This is a genomic window from Rheinheimera sp. F8 (genome assembly GCF_001518915.1).
The window spans coordinates 183,039-207,492 of sequence record NZ_CP013656.1 but is presented as its reverse complement, the minus strand read 5'-3'; the positions used below and the strand labels follow the sequence as shown (position 1 = coordinate 207,492).

20 protein-coding genes and 4 tRNA genes are annotated in these 24,454 nt (G+C 51.5%); 15 read left to right on the top strand and 9 right to left on the bottom strand.

The features are described from left to right. Positions 1–13 precede the first annotated feature (13 nt). From ATY27_RS01020 to purF, 8 genes are all read left to right on the top strand, one after another. Positions 14–1,033 carry an aspartate-semialdehyde dehydrogenase gene (locus tag ATY27_RS01020; protein ID WP_208932284.1) on the top strand — a complete coding sequence of 340 codons (1,020 nt, stop codon included), beginning with the start codon at positions 14–16 and terminating at the stop codon, positions 1,031–1,033. A 315-nt stretch (positions 1,034–1,348) separates the two neighbouring features. Next, on the top strand, positions 1,349–4,414 hold the full coding sequence (locus ATY27_RS01015; protein WP_208932283.1) for a FimV/HubP family polar landmark protein: 3,066 nt from the start codon (positions 1,349–1,351) through the stop codon (positions 4,412–4,414). A gap of 260 nt (positions 4,415–4,674) precedes the next feature. After that, on the top strand, positions 4,675–5,448 hold the full coding sequence (gene truA, locus ATY27_RS01010; RefSeq protein WP_208933377.1) for a tRNA pseudouridine(38-40) synthase TruA: 774 nt from the start codon (positions 4,675–4,677) through the stop codon (positions 5,446–5,448). Positions 5,449–5,648: 200 nt separating this feature from the next. Further along, positions 5,649–6,521 (top strand): acetyl-CoA carboxylase, carboxyltransferase subunit beta, encoded by an 873-nt coding sequence (gene accD / locus ATY27_RS01005; RefSeq protein WP_208932282.1) that lies wholly within the window; start codon positions 5,649–5,651, stop codon positions 6,519–6,521. Positions 6,522–6,527: 6 nt separating this feature from the next. Further along, positions 6,528–7,805, top strand: a complete 1,278-nt coding sequence (folC, locus tag ATY27_RS01000; RefSeq protein WP_208932281.1) for a bifunctional tetrahydrofolate synthase/dihydrofolate synthase — start codon at positions 6,528–6,530, stop codon at positions 7,803–7,805. Beyond that, positions 7,802–8,572, top strand: coding sequence for an SPOR domain-containing protein (locus tag ATY27_RS00995; RefSeq protein ID WP_208932280.1), 771 nt, complete (start codon positions 7,802–7,804; stop codon positions 8,570–8,572). Before folC ends, ATY27_RS00995 begins: the two co-directional genes overlap by 4 nt. Positions 8,573–8,633: 61 nt before the next feature. Next, the gene (locus ATY27_RS00990) at positions 8,634–9,137 is read left to right on the top strand and encodes a CvpA family protein (protein WP_208932279.1); all 504 of its coding nucleotides are present in this window, start codon (positions 8,634–8,636) and stop codon (positions 9,135–9,137) included. 6 nt (positions 9,138–9,143) lie between these two features. After that, complete coding sequence (purF, locus tag ATY27_RS00985; RefSeq protein ID WP_208932278.1) at positions 9,144–10,655, top strand: amidophosphoribosyltransferase; 1,512 nt, start codon at positions 9,144–9,146, stop codon at positions 10,653–10,655. Positions 10,656–10,711: 56 nt separating this feature from the next. On the opposite strand, the gene ATY27_RS00980 is transcribed toward purF, so the two are convergent. The 4 genes from ATY27_RS00980 to ATY27_RS00965 all read right to left on the bottom strand — a co-directional run bounded on the left by ATY27_RS00980 (position 10,712) and on the right by ATY27_RS00965 (position 13,472). Further along, entirely contained in the window at positions 10,712–11,311 is a 600-nt protein-coding gene (locus ATY27_RS00980; RefSeq protein ID WP_208932277.1) for a Yip1 family protein, read from the bottom strand. A gap of 132 nt (positions 11,312–11,443) precedes the next feature. Then, positions 11,444–12,202, bottom strand: a complete 759-nt coding sequence (gene miaE / locus ATY27_RS00975; protein WP_208932276.1) for a tRNA isopentenyl-2-thiomethyl-A-37 hydroxylase MiaE — start codon at positions 12,200–12,202, stop codon at positions 11,444–11,446. 27 nt (positions 12,203–12,229) lie between these two features. After that, positions 12,230–12,985, bottom strand: coding sequence for a UDP-2,3-diacylglucosamine diphosphatase (locus tag ATY27_RS00970; protein WP_208932275.1), 756 nt, complete (start codon positions 12,983–12,985; stop codon positions 12,230–12,232). Further along, positions 12,978–13,472, bottom strand: a complete 495-nt coding sequence (locus ATY27_RS00965) for a peptidylprolyl isomerase (RefSeq protein WP_208932274.1) — start codon at positions 13,470–13,472, stop codon at positions 12,978–12,980. Before ATY27_RS00965 ends, ATY27_RS00970 begins: the two co-directional genes overlap by 8 nt. Before the next feature lie 149 nt (positions 13,473–13,621). Here ATY27_RS00965 and cysS point away from each other — a divergent pair, with 149 nt between their 5' ends. Both cysS and ATY27_RS00955 read left to right on the top strand, forming a co-directional pair. Next, positions 13,622–15,001, top strand: coding sequence for a cysteine--tRNA ligase (cysS, locus tag ATY27_RS00960; RefSeq protein ID WP_208932273.1), 1,380 nt, complete (start codon positions 13,622–13,624; stop codon positions 14,999–15,001). Positions 15,002–15,118: 117 nt separating this feature from the next. Beyond that, positions 15,119–16,468, top strand: a complete 1,350-nt coding sequence (locus tag ATY27_RS00955; protein WP_208932133.1) for an IS1182 family transposase — start codon at positions 15,119–15,121, stop codon at positions 16,466–16,468. Positions 16,469–16,727: 259 nt separating this feature from the next. Here ATY27_RS00955 and folD read toward each other — a convergent pair whose 3' ends face one another. Continuing rightward, positions 16,728–17,585 carry a bifunctional methylenetetrahydrofolate dehydrogenase/methenyltetrahydrofolate cyclohydrolase FolD gene (gene folD / locus ATY27_RS00950; RefSeq protein ID WP_208932272.1) on the bottom strand — a complete coding sequence of 286 codons (858 nt, stop codon included), beginning with the start codon at positions 17,583–17,585 and terminating at the stop codon, positions 16,728–16,730. Positions 17,586–17,829: 244 nt separating this feature from the next. On the opposite strand from folD, the gene ATY27_RS00945 reads away from it, so the two are divergent. The 4 genes from ATY27_RS00945 (at position 17,830) to ATY27_RS00930 (ending at position 18,236) form a co-directional block, all read left to right on the top strand. Further along, positions 17,830–17,906: transfer RNA gene (locus ATY27_RS00945), tRNA-Pro, on the top strand. Between the two features lie 35 nt (positions 17,907–17,941). After that, positions 17,942–18,018, top strand: a tRNA-Arg gene (locus ATY27_RS00940). Positions 18,019–18,047: 29 nt separating this feature from the next. After that, positions 18,048–18,123 (top strand) — tRNA-His (locus tag ATY27_RS00935). Between the two features lie 36 nt (positions 18,124–18,159). Then, positions 18,160–18,236, top strand: a tRNA-Pro gene (locus ATY27_RS00930). Positions 18,237–18,478: 242 nt separating this feature from the next. Here ATY27_RS00930 and fadE read toward each other — a convergent pair. Beyond that, positions 18,479–20,941 carry an acyl-CoA dehydrogenase FadE gene (fadE, locus tag ATY27_RS00925; protein ID WP_208932271.1) on the bottom strand — a complete coding sequence of 821 codons (2,463 nt, stop codon included), beginning with the start codon at positions 20,939–20,941 and terminating at the stop codon, positions 18,479–18,481. Positions 20,942–21,166: 225 nt separating this feature from the next. Here fadE and ATY27_RS00920 point away from each other — a divergent pair, with 225 nt between their 5' ends. Beyond that, a complete protein-coding gene (locus ATY27_RS00920; protein ID WP_208932270.1) occupies positions 21,167–21,940 on the top strand; it encodes a class II glutamine amidotransferase in 774 nt (257 codons plus the stop codon). Positions 21,941–21,961: 21 nt separating this feature from the next. Here the strand turns inward: ATY27_RS00920 and ATY27_RS00915 are convergent, their stop codons facing one another. The 3 genes from ATY27_RS00915 to purM are packed head-to-tail and all read right to left on the bottom strand — an operon-like array spanning position 21,962 to position 24,418. After that, the gene (locus tag ATY27_RS00915; protein WP_244151380.1) at positions 21,962–22,732 is read right to left on the bottom strand and encodes a DUF3108 domain-containing protein; all 771 of its coding nucleotides are present in this window, start codon (positions 22,730–22,732) and stop codon (positions 21,962–21,964) included. Beyond that, positions 22,719–23,363, bottom strand: coding sequence for a phosphoribosylglycinamide formyltransferase (gene purN, locus ATY27_RS00910; RefSeq protein WP_208932269.1), 645 nt, complete (start codon positions 23,361–23,363; stop codon positions 22,719–22,721). Before purN ends, ATY27_RS00915 begins: the two co-directional genes overlap by 14 nt. Positions 23,364–23,365: 2 nt before the next feature. Then, entirely contained in the window at positions 23,366–24,418 is a 1,053-nt protein-coding gene (gene purM / locus ATY27_RS00905; protein ID WP_208932268.1) for a phosphoribosylformylglycinamidine cyclo-ligase, read from the bottom strand. Positions 24,419–24,454: the final 36 nt, after the last annotated feature.

The following is a 24,454-nucleotide window of genomic DNA, read 5'->3' as shown; positions in this document are numbered from 1 at the left end:
GGGAACAAACCACATGGCTCAGCAATTTGACGTCGCAGTATTAGGCGCTACAGGTTTGGTCGGTCAGCATTTGATCGAAATTCTGCAGCAGCGCGATTTTCCGGTACGCAATCTTTACCCATTGGCCAGTAAACGCTCTGCCGGTGGCACAGTGAATTTTCATGGTAAACAGGTAGAAGTACTGGATGCTGAGACGTTTGACTGGACCAAGGTACAAATTGGTTTGTTCTCAGCCGGCGGCAGTGTGTCGGCGGTCTATGCACCAAAAGCGGCCGATGCTGGTTGTATTGTCATCGACAATACCTCGCATTACCGTTATGACGCCGATATTCCGTTAGTGGTGCCTGAAGTGAACGCCCATGCGATTGCCGATTACCGTAACCGCAATATAATCGCCAACCCGAACTGTTCCACTATCCAGATGCTGGTGGCGTTAAAGCCAATCCATGATGCTGTGGGTATAACCCGGATTAACGTGGCAACTTATCAGTCAGTGAGTGGTGCAGGACAGCAGGGCATTGAAGCCTTAGCCTCTGAAACTGCGCAGTTGCTGAATGGCCGGCCGATTGAAGCGACCGGCAAATTTTCGCGCCAGATCGCCTTTAACGTCATTCCGCAAATCGACGTCTTTATGGACAATGGTTACACCAAAGAAGAAATGAAAATGCATTGGGAAACCCAGAAGATCATGGGGGATGACAGCATTTCTGTGAATGCGACAGCGGTGCGCGTGCCGGCGTTTTATGGCCATGCGGAAGCTGTGCATATCGAAACCCGGTCGCCAATCAGCGTTGAAGAAGTCAAAGCGCTGCTGGCGCAGGCGCCTGGTGTCGTGCTGCTGGAAGACAACGCTGAATTCCCGACTCAGGTCAGCCATGCCCAAGGTCAGGACGATGTGTTTGTTGGCCGGATCCGTAAAGATCTGTCACACGATCACGGGTTAAACCTGTGGGTCGTCGCAGATAACGTCCGTAAAGGCGCGGCGACCAACAGTATTCAAATTGCTGAACACCTGATCCGCGATTATCTGTAAGTTCGGTTCATTGCGAAAAGGCCCTGCGGGGCCTTTTTTATTGGTGTCCGTTTGTCCTTTTTGTTGACTCACTCTGTTAGCAAAATGACTGATGGCCGATAGGGTTTTGTTGGCTGGATGGGGCCTGTGGCAGCAGGAACCCGGCACTTTGCCTGCATCTTTTTGCCAATCTGGTTTAGAATCTGTCTGTAAACACTTAAAATGTGGAACACTGTTTGCACAGTGGCTATATCCAATGGCGGATACAGCACTCAGGCGTTCAGTCCGGATGCAGTGGGCATTTGGCTGGATCCAATGGTTGTTAGGGAATATTGCATGCTTCTGATGCGAATTTTGCTCATTCTGTTCACCGTCAATTTTATGACGGCGGCCTGGGCTGAATCGACGGCGCGCTTACGCGGTCCAAAAGAATTTGATACACCGGCGGTGACCCGGCTTGGACCTTTGTCTGCGCAGGATACTTTGTGGCGGCTGGCGGAACAGGCGCGGCCGGACAAACGCGTCAACATGTATCAGATGATGTTTGCGCTGTATCAGAACAACCCGGACGCTTTCCTCGACGACAACTTTAATCATCTAAAACCAGGCGCTTTCCTTGAAGTGCCCGGCATCCGAGCCATTCTGGCGATTGACCCGGCCATGGCGCAGCGTAAATCTGAAAACGATGACCGCATTTGGGCGGAAAAGATCCGCAAAGCTGCACAACTTAAACCAGAAGATCATTCCGCCAAACAAGTCGATATTGCCAAAGCCCAACAAGAAATCACCGATGAACTGAACCGGGTGGAAGCGCAACAGACCGAACAGATGTCCGATTTACGTGATCGGCTTGGTTCGTCGATGGCCAATGTGGAAACCATAGTGCAGGAAAATACAGCACTGAAGAAACAGCTTGATACCGTCGTCACTCAGCTATCCGGTGTGAAGCAACAGCTGGATAAAGACAGCGAGATCCAAACACAATTACAACAGTTGCTGGCGCAACAAAGTGAAATGCTCGAACAGCAACGTGAGCAAATCCGCAAACAGCAGGAAGGGTTTAACTTTGCCGAAACATGGCAAAATCTTGCCAACAGTCCGGCTGGATGGATCCTTGCTGCAGCGCTCCCTGCCGCTTTAATTCTGCTTGGCGTAGTGTTTTTGATCCGACGTAAGAGCCAGAAAGCCGCCGCAGTGGTGTCAGCTGCCACGGCAACGCCAGCGTTGGACCCGAACTATCGATCACCATTGCCGCCACTGGATGACAGTCTGGACTTTGACGAAAGTAGTCTGATTAATCTGGATGATTCGTTGTTAAACGATAATCTGAGCAGCGGGATCCGGCTGGATGATGATTTCGACCGGCCAGTGCGCAAACCAGCAGTCAGCAGCTTTGATGCTGACGACTTACTGGATGACCACCTCGATCTTGGCAACGATACCGGGAAAACTGCCGGCGCATTTGATCTGGACGATTTACTCGATGATCCGTTGGATATCAGTAGTCCTGCACCGGCGAAAGCCGAACCATTTGACCCGGACAATATACTGGCTGGCGATGCGCTGAGTAATCTGCTGGATGCTGACGAACCAGAATTCGAAGCGAAGCAAAGCTTTGATCCGAATAATATATTGTCGGGCAATGAGCTGAGTTCATTGTTTGATAATCTGGTGGATGATGACGAAGATCCGGATGCCATATTTAATCAGGCGATGGCAGCGCAACAAGCAGCACCAACTGCTACCGAAGAGCCGGACGATATTTTGCCAGATCCTGCCGTATCCGCTGCAGCATTGGCCTACGCTGCTGCTGAAGCGGCTGAATCCGACGAGCTGCTCGAAGAGATTGAGCTGGATTTACCAGGCGATGAACCTTCGCCGGTCAGCGCATTGGCACTTGATAGCGATGACTTTGATATTGATGCGCTGGTTGCTCAGACTCAGGCCGCAGCTCCGGCGCCCGTTGCTGCTCCGGCGCCGCAGCCCGTCAGCAATGACGATGATTTTGATATCGACTCTTTGCTGGCCATGACTCAGGCCGAGGCTGCCCCCCGCGCCGCGGAGCCATCGGCCGAACCGGAATTGTTACCGGATACTCAGCCAGATCCAGCGGTTGAAGGCGCGCAATATGACAGTTCGGAGTTAGAAGCCTTTGCCGAGTCATTAGCCGATGAACAACTAGCTGAACATGATTTTGCAGACAGTGCACTGGTGGCTGTGACGAGTCATCACGAAACGTCTGATGAAGAGCAAGCTGGTGGACTCACCGATGAGTTTGACGCTGACGATTTGATGACAGCTGATGACGAAGCCGGTCTGATTGATGAGCTTGATGAGATTCTGAACGAAGTCGCAGAGATCCGGGCGCAGTCGCAGCAAACGAAAGCACAACTGGCCGAACTGGAGCTGCCCGATGAGGCGATGGCGCTGGCGAGTGCAGATTTTGCCGAAGCAGAGATCAGTGTGGCTGATGTCAGCGCGATGTTGAATGACGAAGATGCAGATCCGGCAGGATCGGCAGAAATAAGTGCCGTTGCGCCGGCAGATTTGCCTGTAGCTGATGTCTTTACGGCAGATGATGCCGATAGCCAAGATTTTATTGATATCGAAGAGCTGTTGCTCGACGACAGTCCATCCAGCGTGCAAGAAGCTGAACTGGCGGCTGAATCTGCCGCTGAAACTGAATACTTGTCTGAGTTTGCTGATTTGGAAGATGATCAAACCGGCATGCCGGATTTACAACAAACTGATGATAATTCGGTTGCGCGGGTGTTTGAAGGGATCTCCTCGGTAGAACGGCCGAGTAAAGTGCTGGACGAGTATCCAGATCTGCAGCTGGATGACAACGATCTGCAACAAATATTTGCCGAAGATTCAGATGACGCGTTGGAACTGATGCAGTCAGAGCCCAGCGCGGAACAAGAGTCACTGACCGATCTGGAAGACGTCAATTTTGATGAGTTATTGTCCGGATTAGACGATTATGCCGCGCCGGTAACGGATCCACAGACCGATCAGCATAAAGCTGCTGAAGTGCTGGCGGAACTGGAAGCATTACAGCAGAGCCAAAGCCGTTATAGTGTGGATGACGATGCCGTCGGGCTGCCTGATTTCGTCAATATCGACAAACTGCTGGCGGCTACTGAAGATCAGGCAGAACCTGATGCCGAGCCACGTACACTGAATATTGACGTTGGATTGGCTGATTTTGAGGATTTGATTGCGGCAGATGAGGCCGGTGATGTAGATCACGCCGATGCCGGATTTGCCGGTCAGCTCGACCTGGTCCGTGCATACATCGAAATTGGTGATGCTGACAGCGCCAATCACTTAATTAAAGAAATCATGGCCTCTGATGCGCCGGCCCATGTGAAACAAGAGGCATCAGGGCTGGTGTCCTAACCAGCAGAGTCAACTGCAAAAAAAACGCTTTTGAAGTGACCCCCACTAGTTGGACATTCCAATTACTGGGGGTCTTTTTATGTCTAGGGCTGGTTGGTTCAGTGAATCAGAGTAACGCCATGAGCTGCACGAATGGCCTGGGCAAACGCAGGAGCAGTTAGTGGTGACTGTGCGGGCTTATTTTGCTGCAGTTCAATGGCTTTGTTATACTCGCCGCCGCTGAATTATTGGGTGGCCTTGGAGTCAGAATGCGCATTGCGATGGGGATTGAATATGACGGGACTGGCTATTTTGGCTGGCAACGTCAGCGGGAAGTGAACAGCATTCAGGGTGAGCTGGAAAAAGCGCTGAGCCAGGTTGCCAATGCACCGATCGAAATCTTTTGTGCCGGCCGCACCGACGCAGGTGTGCATGGCACCGGGCAAGTCATCCATTTTGACACTGACGCCAGTCGCGATATGCGCGGCTGGATCATGGGTGCCAATTCAAATTTGCCGCAGGGGATCGCAGTGCGTTGGGCAAAACCAGTATCAGATGACTTTCATGCGCGTTTTTCCGCAACTGCACGCCGTTATCGTTATGTCATTTACAATCACAAATTCCGGCCAGCCATTTTGGGTGCCGGCCTCAGTCATTATCATCAGGATATTGATGTGTCCTTGATGCAGGCAGCTGCGCCGGCACTGTTAGGTGAACAGGATTTCTCGTCGTTTCGCGCCATTCAGTGTCAGTCCAATACACCGTTTCGCAATGTGATGCATTTGCAGATTAGCCGGTTTAGCAATTTCATTGTGCTGGACATCAAAGCCAATGCCTTTTTACATCATATGGTCCGCAACATTACCGGCAGCCTGCTGGAAGTGGGCATGGGCCGTCGTTCGCCGGAATGGATCGCAGAGTTACTGGCGGCAAAAGATCGGACGCTGGCTGCCGCAACAGCCAAAGCGGAAGGACTCTATCTGGTGGATGTCGATTATCCGGCGCATTTTGATATACCAAAAACTGCATTAGGCCCGTTGTTTTTGCCGGATTGATTCACTGAACTTCAGCGAATTGTTCCGGTCCTAACAACCGGTTCATACCGGCTGTATCTCAACTACTAAGACCAGTTTTTGGTATTCTGCGTATGGGCTTTGTGTTTTAATAACCGCCGTTTGCCTCAATTTCGCTGAATTTCTGTTAAATTCAGCACAACTGCACAGAATTATAAGCGCAGTCAGATATAGGAATTCTTATGAGTTGGTTAGAAAAAATCCTGCCCCGCACGTCGTCGTCTGCCCGTCGCAACATTCCGGAAGGGGTCTGGACTAAATGCACCGCTTGTGACGCAGTCTTATATAAAGCGGATTTGGATCGCCAGTTAGGTGTCTGTCCTAAATGTGATCACCATATGCGGATCAGCGCCCGTACCCGTCTTACTCAGTTTTTTGATTTGAATACCACAGTGGAACTGGCTGCAGAGCTGGAGCCGCAGGACATTCTGAAATTTAAAGACAGCAAGCGCTACAAAGACCGTATTGTTGCCGCGCAAAAAGATACCAACGAAAAAGATGCGATGGTGGTGATGCGGGGTTCACTCAGAGGTATGCCTGTAGTCGCTGCCAGCTTTGAGTTTGAATTTATGGGCGGTTCGATGGCATCTGTGGTTGGTGCTAAGTTTGTTAAAGGCGTTGAGTTTGCGCTGGAACACAAAATCCCGTTTATCTGTTTTTCTGCTTCGGGTGGCGCGCGGATGCAGGAAGCCCTGTTCTCGCTGATGCAAATGGCCAAAACCAGTGCAGCGCTGGCCAAACTGAGTGAAGCAGGTCTGCCATACATTTCGGTGTTAACGGACCCGACTATGGGTGGCGTCTCGGCGTCACTGGCGATGCTGGGTGATGTCAATATTGGCGAGCCGAAGGCGCTGATTGGTTTTGCTGGCCCGCGTGTCATTGAACAGACCGTCCGTGAAAAGCTGCCGGAAGGCTTCCAGCGCAGTGAGTTCCTGCTGGAGCACGGCGCTATCGACATGATTGTTGACCGTCGGCAAATGCGCGATACAATTGCGCGATTAGTAGCAAAATTCATGCGGTTGCCGGCTCCGGACCAGGAGCATCGCGTCGCTTAAGGCGTTATGACTTCACCATCTGTACTGCAAAGCCAATCGTGCCACAGCCTGGCCGATTGGCTTTGTTATATCGAACAATCCCATCCGATTGAAAAAATTGAACTTGGTCTTGGTCGGGTGTTACAAGTCGCCAGTCGTGGCGCTTTGCAGCAGTTGCCGGACCGGGTGATCCTGATCGCTGGCACCAATGGCAAAGGCACCACAGCCCGCACGCTGGAACAGCTATTGCTGGCGCAGGGATACAGTGTTGGTGTTTACAGCTCACCACATTTATTAAAGTTCAATGAGCGTTTACGGCTGAATGGCACCGATGTCAGTGATGAGCTGTGGGTGGAAGGACTGCGTCAGGTGGAAGCACTGCGCCAGGACGTCGCACTGACTTATTTTGAATTCACCACGCTGGCAGCTTTTGCCATCTTGAAACAGCAGGAACCGGATTTTTGCTTGATTGAGGTTGGGCTTGGCGGTCGGTTGGACGCAACCAACATTGTTGAGCCAGAACTCAGTATTGTCACCACCGTCGATTTAGATCATCAAGACTGGCTCGGCAACGATCGTGAAACAATAGGCCGGGAAAAAGCTGGTGTATTTCGGCCTGGCCGTCATGCCGTAGTCGGCGACCTGCAGATGCCGCAATCAGTAGCAGAGGTTGCTGCAGATCTGGGGGCCCGGCTGACCTGTGCGGGCCACGACTATCATGTTGAATCAGATGGTCAGCAGTTTGACTGGCACTTCGGCGCCAGCCAGTTGCTGGCATTGCCTGCACCGGCAGTGCCGGTACAGAATGTCGCGACAGCGTTGACAACTTTAGCATTGCTGGACGTTTTGCCGGCTGAAGCGGTGATTCGGACGGTATTGCAGGAACTCACGCTGGCCGGGCGCATGCAGTGGTTGAGCCGTCAGCCGGCCATTCTGCTGGATGTGGCGCACAATCCACAATCGGCACGTTATCTGGCGTCAGCGCTTGCGCAACTGGCCGGGCAATATACTCAGATCCATCTGGTTGTGGGTATGTTAAAAGACAAGGATATTCGCGAGGCTTTGGTGGCATTTTGTGGCAATTCCTGGCGCTGGCATCTGGTGTCTCTGCCGGGTGTCCGTGGCGCTGGTAGTGATCTACTGCAGCAGGCCTTGCCAGCGACCGAACAAAGCTGTCAATATCGGCAGTTGTCCGATGTGTATAGCTGCATCGAAGCGGCATCGGCCGATGAGTTATTTGTAGTCTTTGGATCTTTTGTCACAGTCAGCGCCATGCTGAGTCTGTGGCCACAGGAAAATGTATGACAGCAGTTTTTACCAACCGGCTGATTGGCAGTGCCATTCTGGTTGTCGCCGCCGTAGTGTTTTTGCCAGATTTGTTAGATGGTCAGAAGCAGGTTAATAAAGACGATTTTAAAGCGATCCCGGAGCGCCCTGAATTTGCCGAAGTGGCACAACCTGCTGTGTTCAGTCAGGATCAGCATCAGGCCGCAAAAAATACTGCGATGGCGCCCGTCACTGATGATAGTCAGCCACTGGATCTGCCAGCCGCAGTTACCACAGAGCCAGTTGGATCTGCGACAGAATCGGCGCCGGGTCTGAACAATACGACAGCCGTATCCACACCATCGACAGATCCGGAGCCGGCGCCGACAACAGCAGGCGCTGCCAGCGATCTGACTGCAGCTGCGGCACCCGTAGTCACTACCACTGGTCAAAACGTGCAAACCTCGACATTGCCTGCGGACTCTTTGCCAGCAGAGCAGGTCGCAAAAGAAAAACCGGCTGAGCCCAAAGCCGAAAAGCCGCTCACACAGGCGGCGTTTGTGGTGAAGGTCGGATCCTTTGGTAAAGAGCAGAATGCCAATGCGCTGGTCAATAAACTGAAGGCTGCCGGCCACAGTGCTTTTACCCGTAAAATCGTCAACAGTCAGGGTGTGACCATGGTCAGTGTGTTGGTGGGCCCGGATCTGAAAAGAGAGCAACTCGAAGCGAAGTTGACGCAGCTGCAGCAATTGGCGCAAGTACCGAAGCTGAAAGTCAGCAGCTACCAGCCAGTTGAAAATAACTAGGCAGTCCGGCGCGCCATTTGGTAGAATGCGCGCCGTCCTCAAGCGTCCTTTTTGGTAGCAAATGGTTTGGGTTGATTACGCCATTCTGGCAATCATCGGATTATCGACACTGATCAGTCTAATCCGCGGCTTTGTGAAAGAAGCCATTTCGTTGATCATCTGGGTACTGGCCTTCTTCGTTGCCAGTCATTATTATCCCTATCTCGCACCGTTTTTTTCTAATATAGACAATGCTTTAATCCGCAATGCTGTTGCGGTGGGGATCTTGTTTATCTCTTGTCTGCTGATTGGCGGACTGCTGAATTTCCTGATTGGCAAGCTGGTACAATCCACCGGCTTAAGTGGCACAGATCGGCTGTTAGGCCTGGTGTTCGGTGCGCTGCGTGGCGTGCTGGTGGTCAGTGCGCTGCTGTTTTTCCTGGATGCTTTTACGCCGTCGGCCAGTTCTGAGTGGTGGAAAGCGTCGATCCTGATCCCCGAATTTGATTTTATCATTGAGTGGTTTTTCACCTATCTGAAAGACAACTCGAGTTTTATGCAACAGACATCTGTTCTGACGAGGTAAGGTTCCATGTGTGGTATTGTTGGTATCGTAGGTAAATATCCGGTCAATCAGGCGTTGTATGACGGCCTCACCGTCTTGCAACATCGCGGTCAGGATGCTGCCGGCATAGTCACTGTGGACCAGAATCGTCTGCGTTTACGCAAGGCGAATGGTCTGGTCAAAGATGTATTTGAAGCGCGGCACATGCAGCGTCTGGCCGGTAATATCGGTATCGGCCATGTGCGGTATCCGACAGCAGGTTCTGCCAGTACTGCCGAGGCGCAGCCGTTTTATGTCAATAGTCCGTTTGGTATTGCCCTGGCACACAACGGCAATCTGACCAACGCCGATGAAGTCAAAGATCAGTTGTTTAATGACGCCCGCCGTCATGTCAACACCAGCTCTGATTCCGAAGTACTGCTGAATGCTTTTGCACATGAATTGCAATGTGACAATGCACTGCATTTGATGCCGGATGCGATTTTCCGCGCTGTCGCCAGTGTGCATCGCAAAGTCCGTGGTGGGTATGCGGTAGTGGCATTGATCATCGGCCACGGTCTGGTGGCGTTTCGTGATCCAAACGGCATTCGCCCGTTGGTGATGGGCAAACGCGAAACTGAACTTGGCACTGAATATATGGTTGCCTCCGAAAGTGTGGCGCTTGATGCCGATGGTTTCACTGTGCTGCGAGATGTGATGCCCGGTGAGGCGGTCTACATCACGGAAGACGGCCAGCTGTATAGCCAGCAGTGTGCAGAAAACCCAACTTATACCCCCTGTATTTTTGAATATGTCTATTTTGCCCGGCCGGATTCAACCATCGATAACGTGTCGGTGTATGCATCCCGCGTGAACATGGGTAAAAAGCTCGGACAGAAAATCAAAAAAGAATGGTCGCATCTGGATATTGATGTGGTCATTCCTATTCCTGAAACCAGTAATGATGCAGCCTTACATATCGCACATGAACTGGGTTTGCAGTATCGCCAGGGTTATGTAAAAAACCGTTACATCGGCCGCACTTTTATTATGCCGGGCCAGGGCGAACGGAAGAAATCAGTCAAGCGTAAACTCAACGCAATCAAGCAAGAGTTTAAAGGCAAAAATGTGTTATTAGTCGATGACTCGATTGTACGTGGTACAACCTCAGGTCAAATCATCGAGATGGCGCGTGAAGCTGGCGCTAGTAAAGTGTATTTCGCTTCAGCGGCACCGGAAATTCGTTTCCCGAACGTCTATGGCATTGATATGCCTTCAGCCAATGAGTTGATCGCTCATGGTCATGATGTGGAAAGTATCTGCAAAATCATTGGCGCCGACGGGTTGATTTTCCAGTCACTGGAAGATTTAATCGCGGCAGTTCGGGATGAAAATCCGGCGATTAAAAAGTTCGAAACGTCAGTTTTTGATGGCGTTTATGTCACTAATGACATCACGCAGGATTATCTGAATCGTCTGGATGCGGCCCGAAATGAAGATTCAATGGCATTAAAAGCCGCAAATATGGCGGCAGATCTGGAATTGTACAACGAAAGTTAATCTGCTCGGAACGACAAACAAGGGAGCAATAGCTCCCTTGTTTTTTTGTGGACTCGTCAATGTGTAAAGACGGGCGCGAAGCCAGAACTCCACATGATTGCTGTCGCGGTTAATACACAGACTAATAAAATCAATCCGCAGGTGACGACTGAGCTCGCATAGATAAATCCGCGTTCTTCGGGGATATGCATCAGAATAGGCACGCCGACGTATAGCAGATAAACCGAATACGACAGCCCGGCCAATCCAACCAGCATGACGAACCAAAGCTCCGGATACAAAGAAGCCAGGCCGACCATAAAAAGTGGGGTGGAGGTGTATGAAGCCAGCTCCAGAGTCTGGGTGTAGGTCGGTTCAGAACCAAAAGTATGCGCCATCCAGTGCGCCAGATAGGCCAGTGCAAACACACCGACAATCAGCGCAACGTACATGGCGACGGCCAGCATAGCCGCACTGTCTGAGGTCAGACGGATAGGTTCACCAACACCGATACTCCAGCCGATATTGACGGCAGAAAAATAGGCACAGATGGAAGGGATCAGCGCGACCAGTAAAATGTGGGTCAGGCTGTATTTCAGACTTTCGTGGCGGTTATCAATGGTATGCCACTCTTCTTTCGGATGAGCGTATAAGCCCCATAAGTGGTTTAAAATCATTTTGGTTATCCTTGTCTACTGCAACAGGTGGGTCTCAGAGTGACAACGGAACACTCGTAAATAAGGTATGGCTAACAGAGTTGCAGCCGTCAAGTCAGGTCAAAAAGAATAGAGCCCGATAGTCGCTATAAATCAGGTCGGGCAGCCACTGTGGAATTTAAAATCGGTGTCTGGGCTTTGAATCAGCTCTGCTTCGATATGCAAAAAATGCTGCAGGCGAGGTACGATATCAGATTTTGAAATTTGCTGCGCCAGCGTCAGATAGTCTTCAAAATGGCGGGCTTCTGAGCGCAACAATGACATATAAAATTGACTGAGTTCAGTATCGACAACTTCTGATAAAGCCGCAAAACGCTCACAGGAGCGGGCTTCAATCAGGGCTCCACAGATTAATTTGTCGACCAGAATTTGTGGCTCATGTGTTTTGCAGGCGCTGATTAGGCCTCTAGCATAACGGCCGGCGCTGATATTGCTGTATGGAATATTGCGAGCCTGCATGATCTCCAGTACCTGATAAAAATGATGCAGTTCTTCGCGGATCAATAACACCATTTTTCCGATAATGTCGTCACTGTATGACACATCAGGACGGCCGGTTAAGTCACGGCTCAATTTGACACTGTTGCGAAGTGAGACCGCATCGCCAATAAAACGGTAAGCAAAATCTTCAAACGGCTTCAGCCATTCCAGCAGCGCCATTGATCCGGTTTTATCCACTGCATATTTACGCAGCAATAACATAGCCGTTTGCGCCGCTTTGAGTTCGCACAGCAGATGGTCCTGCAGCAATACAGGTAATTGCTCGGGTTGGCGCGCTTTTTCAATCCAGGCCGGTGGCGTCGGACATAACAAAAACTGGCGGATAGGCGCTAACAATTCTGCGTAATTCATCAATGCCTCAAAAAACTGATCGCGGGCTTAGTCTAAAGTCGTTGCTGACGGCAACGCGGTAAAATGGAGCTGCCAACCTGTCGGCCGCACTTCGAGATAGGCGCTTTGGCTGTACCAGTCACCAAGCACATAGCGCCAGGCTGATTGACCATCAGGCAGTTTCAGCTCATGGACCGCCGGACGATGGGTGTGACCATGGATCAGATGCCGCACCTGATACAGATCCATTATTTTAGGGACTTCATCAGGCGTCACATCCATTATCATCGACGATTTTGCCATTTTATCACTGGCACTGACCCGACGGGCTTTGCGGCCCAGATGTTGGCGATACCACAACGGCGTATGCAGAATCAGCCATTGCCACCAGGGTTGATCCCACCAGCGGCGGAACTTCTGATAACCCAGATCCAGCGTGCACAGACTATCGCCATGCATCAACAGGGTAGGGGTGTTGTAAAAATCGACCACAGTATGCGGTGCTAACAACTGCATGCCGGCACGGCGGGCGTAGCTTTGTTTCAACAGGAAATCACGGTTGCCATGGCAAAAATACACCGGCACGCCCTGATCGCTCAGTTGCCGGATGGCCGTGGCGACCTGCTGCAATAAAGGCTCCGGATTGTCATCGCCAATCCAGACTTCAAACAAATCACCGAGGATATACAGTGCATCTGCCTCACGCGCGCGACCAGCCAGAAAATGCAGAAAGGCCTGAGTAATATCAGGCCTGTCCGGACTTAAATGCAGATCAGCGATCAGCAGGGTCGAGCGTTCAGCCATGTAGTTCGGCTTTCTCGAGGATCACGTTTTCAACCGGCACATCGGCATGACCGAATTTGCGGCCAGTCGCGACGGTGCGGATCTTGTCAATCACGTCCATACCTTCGACGACTTCACCGAACACACAGTAGCCCCAACCGCTGGCGTTTTTGCCACTGAAGTTCAGGAAACTATTGTCTGCAACGTTGATAAAGAACTGGCAGGTTGCTGAATGCGGGTCGTTGGTACGCGCCATGGCAATAGTGCCTTTTTTATTGGCAACACCGTTGTCCGCTTCATTCTGGATTTGACCTTTGGTTTCTTTTTGCTCCATGTCTTGAGTAAAACCGCCACCCTGGATCATGAAACCGTCGATCACCCGGTGGAAGATGGTGCCGTCATAAAAACCTTCTGCCACATAAGATTTAAAGTTTTCGACGGTTTTTGGCGCTTTGTCAGCGAATAACTGCAGTTTGATAACGCCAAAATTGGTATGAAAAGTAACCATTATTCATCCTCTTAAAAAAATTTGCGCTAGTGTACCTGATGCGCTCTAGAACACAAAGCAAGGATAGCTCAGGCCGGTATGCGGTGTTACACTATCTCCTTTATTGCGGCCTGTTGCCGCCATGTTTTTTGTTATCTACTGAGGACTTTATGCTACAGATTTACAACACGCTGACCCGCCAGAAAGAACAGTTTAAACCTTTGGTCCCCGGCAAAGTCGGCATGTATGTCTGTGGTATTACCATTTACGATTTTTGTCACGTTGGCCACGCCCGTACTTATGTCGCTTTTGACGTGATGAACCGTTACCTGCGGTTTTCCGGTTATGACGTCACTTATGTCCGCAATATCACTGATGTTGACGACAAAATCATCCGCCGTGCCAATGAAAACGGTGAAAGCTGTGATGCGCTGACGGCACGTTATACCGAAGCGATGCACGCCGACTTCAATGCATTAAACCTGTTACCCGCTGATATCGAACCGCGTGTCACCACCCACATGCATGAAATCGTGGCGCTGATTGAAACATTGCTGGCGAAAAAACATGCTTACATCGCGGCTGATGGTGATGTGCTGTTTGATGTCAGTACTTTTGCCGAATATGGCCAACTCAGTCAGCAGAATCTCGATATGCTGCAAGCGGGTGCCCGGGTTGAAATTGATCAGGCCAAAGACGATCCATTGGATTTTGTGTTGTGGAAAATGGCGAAGCCAGGCGAGCCAAGCTGGGAATCACCATGGGGCGCGGGTCGTCCGGGTTGGCATATCGAATGTTCGGCGATGAGTGCCAAGCACTTAGGGACGCATTTTGATATCCACGGCGGCGGTTCAGATCTGCAATTCCCGCATCATGAAAACGAAATTGCGCAAAGTTGCTGCGCGCACGGCACGCAGTACGTCAACACCTGGATCCATACTGGTATGGTGCAAGTGGATAAAGAAAAAATGTCCAAGTCATTGGGCAATTTCTTTACCGTCAAAGACGTACTGGCCGAATATAACCGCGAATCGGTGCGTTATTTCCTGATATCCAGCCATTATCGCAGCCAGCTGAACTATTCGACGGAAAACTTATTGCAGGCACACGCGGCTTTGGGTCGTCTGTATACCGCGCTACGGGGCGTGACGCCATCAGCAACCGTGGATCTGGATAATGACTATGTCCGGCAGTTTAATGCGGCGATGGACGATGATTTTAACACCGCGTTGGCATTGCCGGTGCTGTTTGATCTGGCCCGAGAAATCAATAAGGCCAAAACGGATGATGCCGTGAAAGCAGGTGAACTTGCTGCGTTGCTGATAAAACTTGGCGAGATCCTGGGTGTGTTGCAGGGCGATGCCGAGTCATTCCTGCAAGCCGGTGGTTCGGATGGGGATGTTGCTGAGATTGAAGCGTTGATTGCCAGCCGCAATGCTGCCCGCGCCGCGAAAGACTGGGCTGCAGCCGATGCTGCCCGTGCTGCGCTGACTGCGAAAAACATCATTGTCGAAGATAAAAACGGCGTCACCAGCTGGCGGCGTGGCTAAGTCCGGTTATCTTGGATGAAAAAACGCGGCATCAGCCGCGTCAGACTGCTGACAAAGGCCTGGACGTAGATCCAGGCCTTTGATCTAATAGAGGGAGTCCAAACAGGAGCTGCCCTCATGCTCAGAGATATCTCCCCGCAACAACATCAGCTTGAAATGGTGACACTGGAACAGCTGGTGCCACAAAACCATCTGGTTCGTAAAATCGATACCACCATAGATTTTGAATTTATCCGTGCTGAAGTCGCTGATTTGTATTGTAAAGACAATGGCCGCCCAGCGATTGACCCGGTGATGCTGTTCAAAATCATGCTGCTTGGTTATTTGTTTGGCGTGCCCAGTGAGCGCCGGCTGATGCAGGAGATTGAGGTCAATGTGGCCTATCGCTGGTTTTTGCGTTTGTCGCTGACCGATAAAGTACCGGACGCTTCAACGCTCAGTCAGAACCGTATTCGCCGTTTCAACGGGACTGATGTGTTCCAACGGGTCTTCGACCGGATTGTTGAGCAGGCCATTGCCAAAAGGTTGATTGGCGGCCGCGTGCTTTACACCGACAGCACGCACTTAAAAGCCAGTGCCAATAAGAATAAATCCATCAATAAGTTAGTGGCAGCCAGTACCTCGGCCTATGTCGACCAGCTCAACGCGGCGATTGAGGAGGAGCGCAAAGCCGCCGGAAAAAAGCCACTGGCTCCCAAGGATGACAGCGTCTGTGAACTGAGCGAGATAAAAGCCAGTACCACAGACCCTGACAGTGGTTTTATGACGCGCGAAGGCAAACCGCAGGGCTTTTTTTACCTCGACCACCGCACCGTCGATGGCCGGCACGGCCTTATTACTGACACGCACGTCACGCCTGGCAATCAGCACGACAGTCAGCCTTATATTGCGAGGCTTGACCGGCAACTGCAGCGTTTCCAGCTTGAGCCGGTCGCGGTTGGGCTGGATGCGGGCTACAACACTGCGATGCTGTGCCACCTGATTAAAGCGCGGCAAATTGAGCCGGTGATGGGCTACCGCCGGCCCAACAAAGGCAAAGACTTATTGCGCAAAAGCGCGTTTGACTACGATAAAGACAGCGATTGTTACCGCTGCCCGCAAGGCGAACTGCTGCAGTACAGCACCACCAATCGTGCCGGGTATCGTGAGTACAAATCCGACCGCAACAAATGCAAAGATTGTCCTATCCGCAGCCGCTGCACGAAAAGTGAGAATCACACCAAAGTATTGACCCGACACGTATTTGAAACGGCCAAAGAGGCAGCCAATGAAACCCGGTTAAGCGCATGGGGCAAGAAGATTTACAAAAGGCGCAAAGAAACAGTAGAGCGTAGCTTCGCGGACGCCAAACAACACCACGGCCACCGCTATGCCCGCTTCAGAGGGCTGGAAAAAGTCCAGATGCAATGTCTGCTGGCGGGTGCTGCGCAAAACATCAAGAAAATGGCGTTACTGCTGGCCGCCTGAGCCAGTCTCAAGCCTAAATCCCTATCAACCAAGCCAAATGCCGGCTCATTCAACACCAGCCCAATCAAATTCAACAACCCACAACTCATTATTAAGCCATGACCACTGACGGAGAATGCACCACTCCTGAAAAGCACAAACCCCAGAAAACTGGGGTTTGTCATTAATCTGACGCGGCATCAGCCGCGTTTTTTATAACCAGCGATGGTTGGTACGCCGCAAACTCAGGAGCAGTTTTTGGCGATTCCAAACCTTTAGCTTACATGTCATGAAACTGTTCGCAGGCTTCCAGTGTGTTTTCTATCAGACAAGCCACAGTCATCGGACCTACACCACCTGGCACCGGGGTAATAAACCGGGCATGTTGCACAGCTTTGTCGAATTCAACATCACCAACCAACTTGCCGGAATCTAAACGGTTAATCCCGACGTCGATCACCAGGGCGCCAGGTTTGACCCAGTCACCTGGGATAAACTCTGGTTTACCGACCGCCACCACCAACAAGTCAGCGCGGCGCACTTGCTGTTCCAGGTTTTTGGTGAACTTATGGCAGACAGTCGTGGTGCAACCCGCTAATAACAGCTCCAGCGCCATCGGACGGCCGACAATGTTCGAGGCCCCAACCACCACAGCATCCATACCGCGAATTTGCACACCGGTCGATTGCAGCAGCTTAATGATGCCCTTCGGCGTACATGGGCGCAGCGCAGGCATACGCTGGGCTAAACGGCCAATGTTATAAGGATGGAAACCGTCGACATCTTTGAGTGGGTTAATCCGCTCGAGAATAGTGGATGCGTCTAAACCGGCTGGTAACGGCAGTTGCACCAAAATACCGTCGACACTGCTGTCGGCATTCAACTGGTCAATCAAATCAAACAACTGCTGTTGCGTGGTGTCCGCAGGCAAATCATGTGAAAACTGCACAAAACCAACTTCTTCACAGGCTTTGCGTTTACTGCCGACATAAACCTGCGATGCCGGATCGGCGCCGACCAACACGACGGCAAGGCCCGGAGCCCGTTTGCCGGCAGCCAGTCGTTGCTGGACGCGCAACGCGACCTGATTGCGGGTTGCCTGCGCGATTGCTTTACCATCGATAATTTGAGCTGCCATTTGTTCTGCCTGTGATCTGAAAAATATGCTGTGGCGTATTTTCTCACAGGCGATAGGGCAGCGCCAAGCCAAATGCCAGAAGCGTTTCATTTTGTTGATAATTCCAGCGGATCGCCGGCGATTTATCCGGAAAATTCGCAGAAGGTTCAAATAATAAGCAAACGATTCGAAACGGCAAAAAATCGTTTGACGCTGCCTGAGGTGGGTTGTAATATTGCGCCCCGTTGCAGTAGTGTAACGAAGTCGGTGATTAGCGCAGCTTGGTAGCGCACTTGGTTTGGGTCCAAGGGGTCGCAAGTTCGAATCTTGCATCACCGACCATCTTTAAGTAGAGCGCTTCTGTGGCCGCGTGTTATGCGTCCGTAGCTCAGCTGGATAGAGCAACGGCCTTCTAAGCCGTGGGTCATAGGTTCGAGTCCTATCGGGCGCGCCATTTACTTAAAGAGAACGTTGAAGTCAGCGGTGGCTGTAGCTCAGTTGGTAGAGCCCCGGATTGTGATTCCGGTTGTCGTGGGTTCGAGCCCCATCAGCCACCCCAATTCAGCGTGTTAGTTGGTAAAGAAGAAAAAAATGTCGGTGATTAGCGCAGCTTGGTAGCGCACTTGGTTTGGGTCCAAGGGGTCGCAAGTTCGAATCTTGCATCACCGACCATCTTCTCAGAGCCCGCAATAGCGGGTTTTTGTTTTTCTGTAATTCAGTTAACTCTCACAACATTTTCCCCAGTAGTGCACTAAGGTCGACGCAAGCCGTCACTCGTTAGCTCAGCTCACACAGCTATCTATATTTGCCTCCATGTTATTTCAGTGCCGTGCCTATGGTCTGGCGTTATGCCTATATCGCAGACAAAAAAAGCCGGCTGAGTAGCCGGCTTTGATATGCTGAGAGTGTCGGGATTAAGCGGCTTGTTCTGCCACTTTTTTATCTGACTCTAACAGCGATTTATCCGCCATCATGTCAATCGGGTCAAAGTCATCGACATTGATGGTTTTTAACCGGCCTACTTCGGCCACACGCAGCTTTTCAGCTTCTGCCTGACTCAGAACACCAAGGCTCAGCCCCAGCTCGGCGACTTCGTTCAGGCGATAGAATGGCAGCTTTTTATTCGCCGCGTGCATCACTTTATCAAACAGCGGTTCCGCTGCCAGAATATCCGTCAGTGCTTTTTCCAGCTGACCCAGCAGGTTGTTCGGCTCATCGGTCAGATACAGATGGCTGCCCAGCCGTGAGCGTGCTTCACACGGTGTTTGCATAATACGGGCGACCTGATGTTCCACCTGATCGCTCGGACGACGTAATGAACGGCCAAACGGGAATACCACACGTTTAAACAGGATACCCACAGCACGATTCGGGAAGTTATCAAACAACTCATCGAGCGCCAGTTGGGCGCGGTACAGATTGTCTTCACAACCCCATTGTACCAGCGGCAGATCCTGCACCTGACGGCCTTCATCGTTGTAACGCTTCAGGATAGATGAGGTAATGTACAACATACTCAGAATGTCACCGAGGCGCGCCGAGATGCGTTCACGGCGTTTTAAATCACCGCCGAGCGTTGCCATCGCGATATCAGACATCAGCGCTAAGGCAGAGCTGAAACGGTTCATTTGTTTATAGTATTTTGCCGTTTCATCCTGCACCGGCGCATGGCTGAAGGCGCTGTTGGTCAGCGACAGCCAGAACGTACGGAAGAAATTGCTGATACTAAAACCGATATGCCCAAACAAAGCACGGTCAAATGCGGTGACGGCAGCACGTTCATCATCCAGCTGTGCGGCCTGCAGTTCAGCCAGAACATAAGGATGGCAACGGATAGCGCCCTGACCATAAATGATCATGTTGCGGGTCAGAATGTTGGCACCTTCGACCGTGATAGCCACTGGCGCGCCCTGATAGCCGCGGGCCAAGTAGTTGTTTGGACCCATACAGATGCCTTTGCCGCCGTGCACATCCATCGCATCGATGATGGCCTGACGCATGCGCTCGGTCATATGGTACTTAGTGATAGCAGAGATCACCGATGGTTTTTCGCCAAGGTCGATAGAGCCAACAGACATGGTCGTGGAAGCATCAGACATATAGGCATACCCACCAATCCGCGCCATCACTTCTTCCACGCCTTCCATTTTACCGATCGGTAATTTGAACTGACGACGGATGCGGGCATATGCGCCGGTTGCCAGAGCGACTGATTTGATACCGCCGGTGCTGTTTGACGGCAGGGTGATAGCCCGGCCCACAGACAGACATTCAACCAGCATACGCCAGCCCTGACCGGCCATGGCAGGACCACCAATGATGTAGTCCAGCGGTACAAATACATCTTGTCCCTGGGTTGGACCATTCTGGAATGGCACGTTCAGTGGGAAGTGGCGGCGGCCGATTTTCACGCCTGCCGTGCTGACTGGGATCAGGGCACAAGTGATACCCAAATCTTCTTTTTCACCGAGCAGATTGTCTGGATCCTGTAGTTTAAACGCGAGCCCCAGTACTGTCGCGATCGGTGCCAGCGTGATATAGCGTTTGTTCCAGGTCAGGCGCATACCAACAATTTCTTTGCCTTCCCATTCGCCTTTACACACCACGCCGAAATCCGGAATTGCACCGGCGTCAGAGCCGGCTTCCGGTGAAGTCAGCGCGAAACAAGGGACTTCCAGACCTTTGGCCAGACGCGGCAGGTAGTAGTCCTGCTGCTCTTTAGTACCATAGTGCTGCAGCAATTCGCCAGGGCCTAATGAATTTGGCACACCCACAGTGCTCGACAGCACCATGCTTTTACTGGTCAGTTTCTGTAACACGCAAGATTGCGCGTATGCAGAGAACTCAAGGCCACCGTATTGTTTTTTGATGATCATGGCGAAGAAGCCCTGATCTTTTAAGTAGGCGTAGACTTCCGGCGACAAGTCAGTACGTTCATGCGTGACATGCCAGTCGTCCACCATCCGCAGCACGGTTTCAACCGGGCCATCAAGGAAGGCTTGCTCTTCCGCGCTTAAGCGTGGTTTTGGGAAATTGTGTAATTTGTGCCAGTCCGGATTGCCACGAAACAGGTCGCCTTCCCACCAGGTCGTCCCGGCGTCGATGGCTTCTTTTTCAGTGGTGGACATTTCCGGCATGATTTTACGGTACAGTTTCAGCAGCGGCTTGGTGATGTGCTGCTGACGAATAGTGGCGATGTTCAGCGGTAAAGCAACTGCGGCAAACAGGATCCAGCCAAACAGGCCTACAGTGCCAAAGAAGCTGCCGAGAACCAACAAACCACCGATCGCGGCGGTAAACAGCGTCAGACTGGCTCTGTGGTAGGCGAGAATGCCAACCAGCACCAGCAATAAAGCAATAAATACGAGTAATTCCATCTTGTTCTCCTGATAAGAGGTCTGACCACTAACCGCGATAGGGTATAAGTCTTAAAGCCAAGTTGCAAGTAGTTCCTGAGCAAGCAGATGCAGTTCACGCCAAGTGTAGTTGAACAACTGTACAGTTTTGTGGATAACACTTTGGTTATACCGCAGAACTATCTCGTGCTGGTCAGATGCAGGTTGCACTGATAGGCTCGCTGGATATGGATTTGGAAGGTTCTTATGTGTGAATTGTTAGGGATGTCGGCCAATGTACCGACTGATATTTGTTTTAGTTTTAAAGGTCTGCGGGAGCGGGGTGGCAATACCGGCCCGCATAAAGACGGCTGGGGCATTGCTTTTTATCAGGGCAAAGGTGTCTCGACATTTAAAGACGCGGCGGCCAGTCATCATTCCCGCGTGGCGGAGCTCATTACCGACTACCCGATTAAAAGTAATGTGGTAGTCGCCCATGTGCGGCAGGCCAATCGTGGGCGGGTGGCGCTGGAGAACACCCATCCTTTTACCCGTGAGCTGTGGGGACGTTATTGGACATACGCACATAACGGTCAGCTCAACGACTATAAACAGTTACCATGTGGTCAGTTTCAGCCGGTCGGGACCACTGACAGCGAGCGCGCTTTCTGCTTTATTTTATCGGCGCTGGCAGAGAAATATCCACAGGGGCCTAAAAGCCGGCCACAGTTGTTTGGGTATGTAAAAAAACTCTGCGATGAGCTGCGTCAACAAGGTGTGTTTAATTTATTGCTGTCTGATGGCGATTACCTGTTTTGTTATTGCAGCACTAAATTGCATCACATCACAAGGCGGGCACCTTTTGGTCTGGCCCGTTTGTCGGATGTTGACGTGGATATCGATTTTACGCAGGAAACCACAGAGCGCGATGTCGTTACTATAGTCGCGACCATGCCGCTGACCTGCAACGAAGCCTGGCAGGCGATGTCTGCCGGTGACGCCATTTTATGGAAAGCCGGGGAGATGGTGCGCCGGTTTTAACCGGCGACCTGATGCTTCAGACTATTGATTGAACTGGTAGCTTTGCAGCTGAACGTCAAATTGTTCAACTTTATCTTCCGCCTGCCAAAGCTTGACGAGCAGGTAATCCAGCTCAGGTGCAACCCAGGCGACGACCTGTTTATCCAGATCTTTGCCGACCCGTTCCACCCGGATGGTGTTGATTTTACCGGCCGGTAACGACAACATTTCTTCACCTGTCACTTTGTACTGATAGCTGCGCGAGTCGCCGTGCCGGGTCAGCACATCGAAACTAAATTCAGTTTTTCCGGCCGCCAGTTCCAGCACCAGCTGACTGTGATAACTGAGCTGATCCAACCATTGTTCATTCCATTCCACCGTTTTAGGTGCTTTTTCTTTCCCGGTCAGTAATTCGTGCTTCGTCCAATCCAGATTCAGCTCGTAATGCCGGCCTGGGCCTGTACCCCAGCGTTTCAGCTGATAAAAAAATGGCTGCAGCCGGCCGTCTTTGAGTACAAAGCGCGAACGTTCATGGCGTCCGTCTTTGAAAATCATCCAACTGATATTACTTTTATACCCCAGTTCGAAACCCTGCCCCCAGGGTTTGAGGTAGCGCTCAGCATCGCCATGCACTTTGCCGGAGCGCAGTACCTGGTATTTGGCTGTAAAAGGTTTGAGGCCGGCCGGTATAGTCAAAGCTGCTGCGGGCTGCGCGGCAGGCACTGCTGCCGGCGTTTGTTGAGCCATGGCTGGTGTCAGCAGGCTCAGGTAAAAAAATGACGCCAGAAGGCGCCATTGTTTATTCATCATCATCAGCATATCCATGCGGTGAAAGGATCTGGCCGTCCAACAATGCCTTATCGGCTTGTTGTTGTAAACGGTCCTGGCAAAACCAACGCACGACCAATGGGTAAATCCGGTGTTCCTGTTCATGCACACGTGCTGCAACAACAGCAGCATCATCTTCAGGAAATACCGGCACTTTGGCCTGTAACACGACCGGACCACCATCGAGTTCAGCGGTGACAAAATGCACGCTACAGCCGTGCACAGTGTCGCCGGCATCGATGGCACGTTGATGGGTATTCAGCCCCTGGTATTTGGGTAATAACGACGGATGAATATTTAGCAAGCGGCCGCTGTAATGCGCGACAAATTCCGGCGTCAGAATGCGCATAAAACCGGCCAGCACCACCAAATCCGGTTGATACTGGTCGATGCTCTGACACAGTGCCGCATCATAACTGGCGCGGTCTGCAAATTGTTTGTGATCCAGCAGCAGTGCCGGCACGCCGGCATCAGTTGCCCGTGTCAGGCCAAACACTTCTGCTTTATTGCTGATCACTGCACTGACACGACCGGCAATAAAGCCGGCCTTGCAGGCATCGAGAATCGCTTGCAGATTAGAACCACTGCCCGAAATGAGCACGACAATGGATTTCATCGTTATGCATTCACACCAGGGATCACGACTTGCGCATCACCACTGACGGCAGACTGGATTTCACCGATATGCCAGGCTTTTTCACCGGCCTGTTGCAGCAATTCCAGCGCTTTGTCCAGGTTGTCCGGGCTCACCACCACGATCATACCGACACCACAGTTAAAAGTGCGGTACATCTCATAACGGGTGACGTTGCCTTGTTGTTGTAACCAGTCGAAAATGGCTGGCCACTGATAGCTTTGCTCGTTGACCACGGCTTTAGTGTGCTCTGGCAATACACGCGGGATGTTTTCCCAGAAACCACCACCAGTGATGTGACACAGCGCGTGCACCGGCAGTTGTTTGATCAGATTCAGCAGGTTTTTTACATAGATGCGGGTTGGCGCTAACAGGTGGTCTGCCAGAGACTTTTCGCCCAATAAGGTTTCAGGCGACTGACCGCTGACTTCGAGAATCTTACGCACCAGAGAAAAACCGTTGGAATGTGGGCCAGACGAGGCCAGTGCAATCAGCTGGTCACCCGGTTTGACCAGGCTACCGTCGATGATCTCGGCTTTTTCCACCACACCAACACAGAAACCGGCAATATCATAGTCGTCGCCATGATACATGCCTGGCATTTCAGCGGTCTCGCCGCCAACCAGCGCACAACCAGACAACTCACAACCGCGGGCGATGCCTTCAACTACAGTCGCTGCGGTATCGACATTCAGCTTGCCGGTCGCATAGTAGTCGAGGAAAAACAGTGGTTCTGCACCCTGTACCACGATGTCGTTGACACACATGGCAACTAAGTCGATGCCGACGCTGTCATGGCGACCTAAGTCCATCGCCAGACGCAGTTTAGTGCCGACACCATCGGTGCCTGAGACTAAAACCGGTTCTTTATAACCGGCTGGGATTTGACACATAGCGCCAAAACCACCGAGGCCGCCAATCACTTCTTTGCGGGTAGTGCGCTTCACCGCACCTTTGATACGATCGACCAGTGCTTCACCGGCATCAATATCGACCCCTGCGTCTTTGTAACTTAATGAAGTTTTTTGCTCGCTCACGGTTATCCTCGATGGCTTCAGTTAAAAGGGCATAAA